The 9,772-nt window shown below is 65.1% G+C and carries 12 protein-coding genes; 4 read left to right on the top strand and 8 right to left on the bottom strand.

Annotation, left to right across the window (positions count from 1 at the left end):
* Positions 1–208 (bottom strand): inorganic diphosphatase (locus V5A38_RS05965; protein ID WP_332324829.1); only part of this gene is annotated, 208 nt, incomplete at its 3' end.
* A 222-nt stretch (positions 209–430) separates the two neighbouring features.
* Between V5A38_RS05965 and V5A38_RS05960 the strand changes: the two genes are divergently transcribed.
* Positions 431–790, top strand: coding sequence for a PadR family transcriptional regulator (locus V5A38_RS05960; RefSeq protein ID WP_332324828.1), 360 nt, complete (start codon positions 431–433; stop codon positions 788–790).
* A gap of 3 nt (positions 791–793) precedes the next feature.
* On the opposite strand, the gene V5A38_RS05955 is transcribed toward V5A38_RS05960, so the two are convergent.
* Together V5A38_RS05955 and rnhA are read right to left on the bottom strand one after the other, a co-directional pair.
* A complete protein-coding gene (locus tag V5A38_RS05955; protein WP_332324827.1) occupies positions 794–1,492 on the bottom strand; it encodes a hypothetical protein in 699 nt (232 codons plus the stop codon).
* Positions 1,482–2,075, bottom strand: a complete 594-nt coding sequence (gene rnhA, locus V5A38_RS05950) for a ribonuclease HI (RefSeq protein ID WP_332324826.1) — start codon at positions 2,073–2,075, stop codon at positions 1,482–1,484. The genes V5A38_RS05955 and rnhA overlap by 11 nt, the downstream gene beginning before the upstream one ends.
* Before the next feature lie 351 nt (positions 2,076–2,426).
* On the opposite strand from rnhA, the gene nreA reads away from it, so the two are divergent.
* Positions 2,427–3,686, top strand: coding sequence for a DNA repair protein NreA (gene nreA / locus V5A38_RS05945; RefSeq protein ID WP_332324825.1), 1,260 nt, complete (start codon positions 2,427–2,429; stop codon positions 3,684–3,686).
* A gap of 34 nt (positions 3,687–3,720) precedes the next feature.
* Here nreA and V5A38_RS05940 read toward each other — a convergent pair whose 3' ends face one another.
* The gene (locus V5A38_RS05940) at positions 3,721–4,008 is read right to left on the bottom strand and encodes a DUF5789 family protein (RefSeq protein WP_332324824.1); all 288 of its coding nucleotides are present in this window, start codon (positions 4,006–4,008) and stop codon (positions 3,721–3,723) included.
* A gap of 125 nt (positions 4,009–4,133) precedes the next feature.
* On the opposite strand from V5A38_RS05940, the gene V5A38_RS05935 reads away from it, so the two are divergent.
* Complete coding sequence (locus tag V5A38_RS05935) at positions 4,134–5,291, top strand: ribonuclease BN (RefSeq protein WP_332324823.1); 1,158 nt, start codon at positions 4,134–4,136, stop codon at positions 5,289–5,291.
* Between the two features lie 25 nt (positions 5,292–5,316).
* Here the strand turns inward: V5A38_RS05935 and V5A38_RS05930 are convergent, their stop codons facing one another.
* The 4 genes from V5A38_RS05930 to V5A38_RS05915 form a co-directional block, all read right to left on the bottom strand.
* Positions 5,317–5,889 carry a Mut7-C RNAse domain-containing protein gene (locus tag V5A38_RS05930; protein ID WP_345786273.1) on the bottom strand — a complete coding sequence of 191 codons (573 nt, stop codon included), beginning with the start codon at positions 5,887–5,889 and terminating at the stop codon, positions 5,317–5,319.
* Positions 5,886–7,709 (bottom strand): helix-hairpin-helix domain-containing protein, encoded by a 1,824-nt coding sequence (locus tag V5A38_RS05925; protein ID WP_332324822.1) that lies wholly within the window; start codon positions 7,707–7,709, stop codon positions 5,886–5,888. The genes V5A38_RS05930 and V5A38_RS05925 overlap by 4 nt, the downstream gene beginning before the upstream one ends.
* A gap of 77 nt (positions 7,710–7,786) precedes the next feature.
* Complete coding sequence (locus tag V5A38_RS05920; RefSeq protein WP_332324821.1) at positions 7,787–8,239, bottom strand: DUF5788 family protein; 453 nt, start codon at positions 8,237–8,239, stop codon at positions 7,787–7,789.
* 205 nt (positions 8,240–8,444) lie between these two features.
* Positions 8,445–8,582 carry a hypothetical protein gene (locus V5A38_RS05915; RefSeq protein WP_332324820.1) on the bottom strand — a complete coding sequence of 46 codons (138 nt, stop codon included), beginning with the start codon at positions 8,580–8,582 and terminating at the stop codon, positions 8,445–8,447.
* Between the two features lie 284 nt (positions 8,583–8,866).
* Here V5A38_RS05915 and V5A38_RS05910 point away from each other — a divergent pair, with 284 nt between their 5' ends.
* Positions 8,867–9,730 (top strand): DUF2250 domain-containing protein, encoded by an 864-nt coding sequence (locus V5A38_RS05910; protein ID WP_332324819.1) that lies wholly within the window; start codon positions 8,867–8,869, stop codon positions 9,728–9,730.
* Positions 9,731–9,772 lie beyond the last annotated feature (42 nt).

The following is a 9,772-nucleotide window of genomic DNA, read 5'->3' as shown; positions in this document are numbered from 1 at the left end:
GGTCCTCGTCGTCGTAGTAGGACTGCGGAATGAAGCCGTAGTCGGAGGGGTAGTGAACGTTCGAGTGGAGCACACGGTCGAGAACGACGCCGGGGACGTCCTTGTCGTACTCGTACTTGTTTCGGTCGCCCTTGAGACACTCCACGACAGCGTAGATCTCCTCGGGCGGGTTCGGCCCCGTTTCGAGGTCTTCCCAGAGGTTCGTCATGCTTTCTACGATTCCCCCAAGCCGGGCAAAGGCCTTTCGGGATATACTTGTTAGAGCGAAAATCCTTTATCGCTACGACTTATATAATTTCATGAGCACTATCCGAACACCTTTCGAGCCGGTGTATCACGGGAAGGGGCTGCCGAACGGCGGCGGTACGCACTCTCGAACAGGGGGCGCCGTGATGGCTCCGAGGGTGGATGGTTAGTGCCGAATCCAACAATGTCAGAGGCAGAATCAGTTAGTGACGAATCGGGAATCGCGCGAGACCTTACGGCGTTCCAACAGAACATTCTCGTCATCCTCTCCGAGGAGGCGATGTACGGTCTCGCCATCAAGCGCGAACTGGAAGCGTACTACGGGACGGAAGTTAACCACGGCCGACTCTACCCCAACCTCGACGACCTGGTCGAGATGGAGCTCGTCGAGAAGAGCGAACTCGACAAGCGAACGAACCAGTACGAGCTGACCGAACTCGGCCGCGAAGCCGTGCTCGACCAGCTCGAGTGGAGCCTCTCCCGGTACGTAACCGACGAGAGCCGCGCCGACGAGATCCGTGCGATCGTCGACCAGCAGGAGTAACGGTTAGCTCCGGCTGCTGACGACCGTCCGCTCCGTATCGGCCACCGAAAACAGTTTTTTGACGGACTCCTCGACCAGCGACGCCTCCATCTCGGAGGGCCAGCTGTTCCGCGGATAGTACTCATCGAGGAACTCCGTTACCTCGTCGGCCGTTGCCCGTTCGATCTCTTTCGCGTAGTGGTTGTTCATGAACGTAGCGAACGCCCGTGCGTTGGCGGCGTGGGCCTCGCCGTACTCTTCGGCGACGGCGTCGACGAGCGCGTCGTTGTGGTCGGCCACGTCTCGCCACTGCTCGGGGTCACCGGCACCCGAGAGGCTCACCTCGACGCCGCGGTCGGTCTCCTCGATCCGGTCGAACTGGACGACGCCGTCCTCCAGCCACTCCTCCGGATAGAGCACCAGCGTGTCGTCCTCCTCCCTGATGCGACTCTCGTACTCGTGGTCGGCGACGAGCGCCTCACGGCGCTCACGGTAGATGTCGGCCTCTGACGGTGCCTCAGCCGGGCGCTCCGGGGCGTCCTCCTGCCCGCCCGCCTCGCGTTGGGCTGTGGCTCTGGCGAGACGCGTCAGCCGCTCTGCCTCCCTGACAGCGTCTTCGGGGATATCCGGAATGCGCTCCTCGTCGGTCTCGGTCTCGTCGTCGACGGCGTCCCGGACGGCTTCCGCCCGGCTCGCCGCGTCTGTGTCTCGGTCAGGCGTCATCGAGTGCCTCGTTCGCTAACTCATCGGCGCGGTCGTTTATCTCCCGCGGAACGTGCTCGATGTCCCAGCGGTCGAAGTCGGTCAGCAGCTCCCGTGCCCGGACCCGTTTCTCCTTGAGCGTCGGGTCGTTCGTGTTCCACTCGCCCCGAAGCTGTTTGACGACCAGTTGGGAGTCCCCGCGAATGTCGAGTTCCTCGATTCCCAGGTCGCGGGCCGCCTCGAGCACGCGGATGAGCGCGTCGTACTCGGCCTGGTTGTTCGTCTTCCGCCCAACGGGGTCGCCGCCCTCGGCGAGGATGCCGTCGCTACTGACGATGGCCCATCCGATGGCTGCGGGGCCGGGATTCCCTCGGCTCGCGCCGTCGAAGTAGGCGTGGGCACGACCGCCTCCCTGCCGGATGAGGAGCGTGATGTCGGTGGGCGATGCACCCTGGACGACGACCTTGTCGTCGTAGGCGACCGCGACGGCGTCGCCGTGCTCGGCACGCCAGCGTTCGTGTTCGGTGTTCCCCGGCTGGATATCGACGCCGGCCGCACGGAGCCGCTCGTGAGCGACCTCCGGATCGACGGAGAGTGTCGGCATAGCTTCGCTATGGACCCACCCTTCCTAAGCCCGTTCGTTCGCCCGACGACAGCCGTCGCTCATCCGATGGCGAGCGGAGTCGCGAGCCCACAGGGCTGATTCTGGAGGAGGAGAAGATCGACCCGAACCGGGGTGGCGCGCGTTCAACCGACCTCCCAACAGCGCCGAGAGTTTATCCCCCAAAACGGGGCCACTCCCCCTATGCACTGACCAGTCGCGCCCGGTCGGCCGAGGCGGGTGCGTGACGCACCGACCGGGCGAAGGGAGCGCGGCACCTGTTCGCCACGGCCATCCAGGGACTGCATGGGGAGCACGGAACTTTCAAGCCGCTGTAGCACCCATTTCGACCGAATGCGGCTGGACGAGTATCTGGAGTACGAGGTGGACGAAGCTGCCGAGCGCCGTCGCCTCGCCGAGGAAAAAAACTACGAGATACTCGACCAGCTCGAGGAGTTCGAAAGCCGGTTCGACGAGCACGTAAGCGGCGACTCGTTGGTCGGAAGCGTCTCGCCGTCGATCTTCGTCGGCCGGTCGAGCTATCCGAACGTCTCGACGGGGATTCTCTCACCGGTCGGTCACGAGGAGGAGGCCGGCCGGTTCGAGACCAGCGGCGAATGGTACGACGAGGGCGTGGGTATCGCCGACGTGTTCGAGCGTCGGACCAGCCTGCTCAACTCGAGCCGAACCGGCGTCAACGTGGATGTGCACGACGCCTGGGACGGGTTCACCGGCGTCCAGCGAGAGATCGCCATCGCCGACCGGCCGGTGAGTGTGGAGGTCGGTCTCAACGGTCGTCCGGATATCGACTACGACGTCTCCCGCGACGATGTGGCGACGCCGGTGGGGCCGCGAGCGACGGCCGAGTCCGCGGACCTCACCGAGAACCCCCACGTCCCGCGGCCCGTCGAGAAGACCCTGGAGGACGACGACTGGCAGGCCCAGGGCGCGATCAACTATCTCTACCGCCGCGGGTTCGACGTCTACGAGATCAACACCATCCTCTCGGCCGGGGCACTCGGACAGGCCGCCAACCGGAAACTCGTCCCGACACGGTGGTCCATCACCGCCGTCGACGACACCGTCGGCCAGTATCTCCGCGGGACCCTCCGCGGGAACCGGAGTATCGACGCCGTCCAGGTGTGGCACAACGAGTATCTCGGCAACGGGTTCTGGGTGATCCTGGCGCCCGGCGACTGGGAGTACGAACTCGTCGAGATGAAGGCGCCAGGGAGCATCTGGAACCCGGACCCGACCGCCGGAACCTATCTCGCTAGCGCCCACGAAGGGTTCGAGGGGCGGACCAGCTACGTCGACGAGACGGCGGGCGCGTACTACGCGGCCCGGCTGGGCGTGCTCGAACATCTCTCCGACATCGGCCGGCAGGCGAAGGTGCTCGTCCTCCGGCACGTCTCTGACGATTACTGGGGCCCGGTTGGTGTCTGGCAGGTCCGGGAGGCGGTCCGCCACGCCTTCGAGGGCGAGTACGGCACGGCCGACTCCTTCGACCGCGCGGTGTGCAACGTCGCCCAGCATCTCCCCATCTCGGCCGCAGCGCTCCGGCGAAAGTCGACGATGAGCACGGGACTGCAGTCGAGTCTCACGGAGTTCTGACGCAGAAAAGCAGCCTGGGACGTGTTTTGCGGACTTACTCGGTCATGACGGGGCCGCGACCGACGACGTCCGTTACCGCCTCGGTGAACTCCTGCTGGGACTCGAAGTAGGAGATGCCTGTCTCCTCGAGCACCGGTTCGAGCTCTTGGGGTCCCTCAGGCGTCCGAATCGTTGCATCGCCCTCTTTCTCGATGATGCGGCTCCGCTCCTGGGGCCATGTGAGCCTGGAGACCACGCGGGCAAGCGGGGCGCCCTCGACAGTCCCAGCGGTCCCGAGCTCGACCGCCGGCTCGGCGTCTTCCTCGCTCTCGTCGTCGCTCATGCCGGGGAGAAGAACCGTCCGAACAGTAATCCTTTCGATGCAGCCCCCGGGCGCTCGGCGGACCGTTCAGGTCTGACGTCTGTCTGACGCACGTTTTTTTACCGTAGGGCACGGTTTTGAACCGTATGACCAGTCTCTCGGAGGTGTATACGCCCGATGCGGAGTTCCAGACTAGCCTCCGTCGGCTGTACGCGGGGCTGGGGCTGTTCTCCATCGGCGCTCTCCTGATCATCGTGAGCATCATCGTCGGAGCAACGGAGATCGTCCAGCCGCTCACGGTCGCTCGGGAATGGGCCGGTATTCTCGCCGGTATCGGCGTGCCAGCGGTGTTTCTCGGCACGTTCGCAATCCTCCCATCCGGGCGCAACACCCGCATCGCCGCCCTCATCGGCGCCGCTCTCTCGCTGCTCGGGGTTGCCCTCTTCACTCACGCGTTCCCCTGTCAGTGGTCCGGGACGAACTGTCTCGGCCCGAACCAGTCGATGCTGACGCTTCCGGTCGCCCTCATCTACTTCGCAGGCGCGGGGACGACACTCTGGTGTCTGTTCACCGGCATCGCGAACTTCAAATCCCGGAACAACCCCGGCGGTACCGCCCAGGTCGAGGTGACCTCACAGGGCGAAACCCGCGTGATCGAGGTGCCCAAATCCGAACTCTCGAAGTTCTCGGGCAGCATGGGCGTGCTCGGCGACCCGACCGAGGACGTCGAGGGGCCGGACCGGCCGGGCGCCCGCAGCGGGGACGGCGACGACGGAAGCACCGTCTACCGGAACACAGCCAGCAGCGTCGCTGACGGCGGCGCGTCGAGCGACACCGTCACCGACGTGAGCGACGACGTGCTCGTCCAGGGTGGCTCCTCGGACGACGAGAGCGAGTCCAGCGGAGAGCGCGGCCCCGCAAGTGGCAGGACTCCGACCGGTGGCCAAAGCTCACCAGGCTCGAAACCGAACCGCCGCGACGCGGACGCGACTGGGCAGCGGAGCGGTTCGGGTCAGTCCGAATCGGTCGATACCGTCGAGAGCACCCACAAGCGAGACACGCCGGGGGGGAACGTCGACGGAACCTCCAGTCGTTCCCCGCTCCGCGACGAGGACTGGGAGCCCAGCAGGATTGGCCCGAAGAACCAGCCCAAACGCGGCCGCGACCGGGACAGCTACTGCGGCTCCTGCAAGCAGTTCGAGTACGTCCAGACCGACCAGGGGATGCAGCCGTACTGTCATGCCCACAGCGAGGTCATGGACGACATGGAGGCCTGCGACGACTACACCGCGCGCACCCAGTAACCGGCGCGTCCGTCACCGCGATGTTTCAGAGCGAGGCCAGCCTCTGCTCGACATCGTCCCAGTGTGAGCCGCGCCAGAACCACTGCCCGCAGTCCCGACAGCGGAACACCATCTCGTCGTCGGGGACATGCTCCGGCGTCGGCTCGTCGTCGACGCGCTCGCCGGCACTCTGTCGGCCGGTGTGGGCGACGCGCTCGCCGGCACTCTGTCGGCCGGTGTGGGCGACGCGCTCGCCGGCACTCTGTCGGCCGGTGTGGGCGACGCGCTCGAGTAGGCCGTTGCAGGAGCCACAGCGAACCGGCGGGTCGGCGAGAGAGAGGTCGAAGCCGGCATCGACAAGCTCCCGAAGCTGATCGGTCACCGCTTGCTCGGTGAGCAGCAGCGCGTCCGGGGTGCGGTCGGCCAACTGCTCGTCCCTGGTTAGCAGCGTGCGGTCCTCCTCGGCTGCGATCTCCCGGAGACGCTCGTCGTCCTCGATTCCCCGGTCGAGCGCGTAGGCGGCGTCGTAGCCACACATCCGGAGATACGTCGCCAGCTTTCCGAGCATCACGTCAAGGAGAAACCGCTCGTCCCTGCTGTCGCTCCCAGCGCTGCTCACGGCGACGCCTCGAGGAACGAGCGCACCCCGTCGATATCCCGGGTCGTGAGCACGTCTTCAGTCTCGGCCCAGCCGCGTCGGGCAGTGTGGACGCCGAAGCGATTCTCCGTGAACGCGCCTGGACGGTGGGCATCAGTACCGATAGCGATGATAGCGCCGGCGTCGACTGCGACCCGGACCGCATCCGCGGATAGATCGAGTCGGTTCGGATTGGCGTTGAGCTCGAGTGCGGTGCCGGTTTCGGCGGCCGTCTCGGCCAGCCGCTCGAACTCGGGGGTGAGTCCGGGGCGCTGGTTGATGAGCCGGCCGGTCGGGTGGCCCAGGATATCTGTCTGGGGATGTTCGATGGCGGCGACGAGGCGCTCGGTCGCGTCCTCGCGGTCCTGGTCGAGTGCGGCGTGCGGTGAGGCGATGACGATGTCGAGCGCCGCGAGCAGTTCGTCGGGTGTCGAGAGCCCGCCCTCGGCGTCGATGTTCGTCTCGATGCCGTGGAGGATCGTGAACTCGTGACCCGCGTCTCCGACGGCCTCTCGGGCCCCCTCGACGGCCGCCCGCTGCTCACGGATCGCCTCGTCGGAGAGCCCGGTGTTGCCGAAAACGCCGGGGCCTTCCGCGTGGTCGGTTATCGCGATGTAGTCGTGGCCCAACTCCGCGGCGCCCATGGCGAGCTCCTCCGCCGTGGTGTCGCCATCGGACCACTCGGTGTGGCTGTGGAGGTCCCCCTGGATTTCGGCCTCCTCGACGAGGTCGGGGAGTTCGTCTGCGGCTGCAGCGTCAACCTCGCCGACGTTCTCCCGGAGCTCCGGCGGGATGAGCGGCAAATCGATGGCCTCGTACATCCCGACTTCCGTCTCGCCGGCGACGCGCTCGCCCACGCGCTGGCGTTCGCCAGCGGAGTCCGGCGACGTTCGGGAACCGCTGGTTCCCTCACCCGTGTCGGCGTCGTCGACGTCCGACACGTCGAACATCCCGTACTCGTTCATCTTCAGCCCGCGGTCGATAGCCCGGTTGCGCAGTCGGATGTTGTGATCTCGGCTCCCAGTGAAATACTGGAGTGCGGCCCCGAACTCGGAGGGGTCGACGACCCGGAGGTCGACCCGGATACCCGAGCCCGCGCGGACGCTCGCCTTGGTCGTCCCGGCCTCGATGGTCTCGGCAGTGTCTTCCCAGTCGAGGAAGGCGTCGACGACCGCCTCGCCGTCGTCGCTGGCGGCCAGCACGTCCACGTCGCCGATGGTCTCGCGCCAGCGGCGGTTCGAGCCCGCGAGCTCAGTCTCGTCGACGGCATCGACGCCCGAGAGATACTCCCGAACGACCTCGCCGAGGGGCCGGGCGGTCCCCAACAGCGTCCGCTTACGGGCCTGTCGTGCGAAATCGATGCCCTCGAGGATGTTCTGCTCGGTTTTCGGGCCGAACCCCGTGATCTCCTGAATCTCGCCGGCCTCGGCCGCGGCTTCCAGTTCCTCGAGGTCGGTGATGCCCAGCGCCTCGTAGAGCGAGCCGACGGTTTTGGGGCCGACCCCCTCGACGTTCGTGAGGCCCACGATATCGACGGGGAGCTCCTCCCGCAGCTCCTCCAGTTCCGCGATCTTTCCAGTCTCGACGTACTCGACCAGCTTGCTCGCGATGGCGTCGCCCACCCGGTTGATCTCGCTCACCGCGTCCTCACCCTCCTCGGCGAGTTCCTCGACCGGGAGGGGATACTCCCGAACGTTCTCGGCGGCGCGGCGGTAGGCGGTCGGTTTGTAGTCGACACCGTTCGCCTCCAGCAGGTCAGCCATCTCTTCGAGCAGGGTGGCGAGTTCGTCGTTCGTGGGCATTGGTGGGGGTTCGAGGTGGGGGTAGTTCGGTGTTGGGGCGATGCGCTCTCCTCGCAGTAAAAAGTCCTCCTAGCAGGTTACAGCGAGCCGCGCCCACCGCTCCGGTCGCCGTCGTCGTCCTGGCCCAGCGCCTGCTTGAGGAAGTTCATCCAGCGCTTCTGGTCGACGGCTTGCTGGCGCTGGGCCTCGGTTTCGAGGTCGACCGGCTGGAGCTGTTCGAGCGCGTTCAGCGCCCGGTCGATACCGATGATGCTCCTGACAAGTTCCTCGCCCGCCTCGAAGCTGAGCTCGCTCTCGTTCTCGATGCGCTGATAGCGCTGTAGCCGCTCGCGGCGGAGGTTCTTCTTTGCCTCGTCGACGCGCTCGCGTTCCCCTTCGGGGATGGTGTCCCGGCGCTTGATCTCGAAGACGAACGTCCGGAGGTCGATGGTCTCTCCCTGCACGTCGATCTCGTCGGGGATCTCGGCGCCGACGGTGGCAGCTTCGCGCTCGACGCGTTCGAGGAGCTGTTTGCGCTCGTACTCCTTCACTGAATGGAGGTAGGGGGTGGTGGCTCTTTGCTCCTTCGCCCTCGGTGTGGATGGGTTCTCAGGTTGGGAGGAACGCTGTTCGGTCTTCAGGAGTTCGTCGAACCCCTCAATCGGGGAAAGGGTTCACCGGCCGTGCCGCGGTCCCGCTCGCTCCCTCCGGTCGCTCGCGGCGTGTAGCTTCCCGATATCTCGCACGCCGTTCCTATCAGTTGTTGATGGTGTCGACAGAGCTATCGGCCTGAATCAGTCGGTTCCAGTCGAGATACGGACGCGACTCCCGTCGGAGATGGTCGTGCTGGCAGTCGGCTAATCGGACGCTCAGTTGGCGTGATTCTCGGCCCACTCTGCGTCATGTTGGCAATGATGTGTCGATGACGCCACCCACACGGTTTTCGTAGAGTTATCAACAGCGTTCCGGACGTTTACTGGTGGTGTCGACGGTAGAGCGCGCACGCACGCCGTCAGAACACAGACGAAGGAACATGTGAAACCTCCAGCGAGCAACCAGTTCATCATTGAAACCCTCCGGTGTCGTCCACAGCCAGATCCCGAACGAGGTCTCGAAATGCCCAGAGACAAGTCCGATACGATGGATTCAAACGGACAGGCTAGAACCACTCAATGAGGATGGTTTCGCAGGCCGAAATCGACCGCCTCCGCCTGGAAGCAGACACGATTATGACGCGTTTCCAGCAGGTCGAGGAGGCGTTGAATCGGGCTCGGTCCGAGTCCGGTGCCCACTGGGAGACCGGAGAACTGACGATTACACTCGACACGCCACGCGGGGACTCGATCGACGTCACGCTCAATCTCGATTACGATCCAGCGAGCAACGCTCAATCACGGTACGAGCGGGTCAAGCACCTCGAAGCCGAACTCGAACGCGAAAAGCAGATCGTCGGCCAGTTGGCCCCGCTACCGGCCGACCCCGTCGCCTACCTGATCTGCTACCATCTCGACGCCGTCGAAGGGAATTACCCGCGGTCGATGGCCGGCCACCTCGATGCGCAGCGCGACCACGTCGAATCGCTGTGTGAGGAAATGGAGACAGCAGGGTTGCTCGAACGTGTCGAATCGGGAACGGTCAAACAGCGACGCGTCAAAGCCAAGCAGGCCGACGAAGTCCGCCAGCACCACACCTACTACCGACTCTCACGGGACGGCGACCATCTCCTCCGATTTCTCGACGAGCCCGAGGGGGCAGTGAACGTCCTACGGCACCTTCCCGATGGACACATACTCGTCCAGCGGCTGGCGCGTAGCGGGCCGGACTACCCGCGTATGACTGCTGAGGAATTAGACATGGAGTTCGAATACGTTCGTCACCTCTACCGTGCGCTCCGACAGATCGGTCTCGTCACCAAATACGAGGGGTCCACAATCAAAGGGACTGAGCGGAAACTGAAGCCCAAGGACGAAACCCACCGCAAGCACACCTACTACGTCACGACCGATCGTGGCGACGAGGCACTCCGACGACTGGACGACTGAGGTGGTCTAACTTCAGTACCTCACAAAGTAGGACAAGTGATA

It is taken from the genome of Halolamina sp. (genome assembly GCF_036626355.1).
In the GTDB taxonomy this organism is placed as follows: domain Archaea; phylum Halobacteriota; class Halobacteria; order Halobacteriales; family Haloferacaceae; genus Halolamina.
Note: the sequence above shows the minus strand (reverse complement) of the source record. Positions and strands in the feature narration are given on the sequence as shown.

Bases quoted from the DNA above. Each gene is read 5' to 3' on its own strand.
- V5A38_RS05910 (WP_332324819.1), top strand. From the start codon at position 8,867: ATGGTTTCGCAGGCCGAAATCGACCGCCTCCGCCTGGAAGCAGACACG.
- V5A38_RS05960 (WP_332324828.1), top strand. From the start codon at position 431: ATGTCAGAGGCAGAATCAGTTAGTGACGAATCGGGAATCGCGCGAGAC.
- V5A38_RS05935 (WP_332324823.1), top strand. From the start codon at position 4,134: ATGACCAGTCTCTCGGAGGTGTATACGCCCGATGCGGAGTTCCAGACT.
- V5A38_RS05940 (WP_332324824.1), bottom strand. From the start codon at position 4,008: ATGAGCGACGACGAGAGCGAGGAAGACGCCGAGCCGGCGGTCGAGCTC.
- V5A38_RS05925 (WP_332324822.1), bottom strand. From the start codon at position 7,709: ATGCCCACGAACGACGAACTCGCCACCCTGCTCGAAGAGATGGCTGAC.
- rnhA (WP_332324826.1), bottom strand. From the start codon at position 2,075: ATGCCGACACTCTCCGTCGATCCGGAGGTCGCTCACGAGCGGCTCCGT.
- V5A38_RS05955 (WP_332324827.1), bottom strand. From the start codon at position 1,492: ATGACGCCTGACCGAGACACAGACGCGGCGAGCCGGGCGGAAGCCGTC.
- nreA (WP_332324825.1), top strand. From the start codon at position 2,427: ATGCGGCTGGACGAGTATCTGGAGTACGAGGTGGACGAAGCTGCCGAG.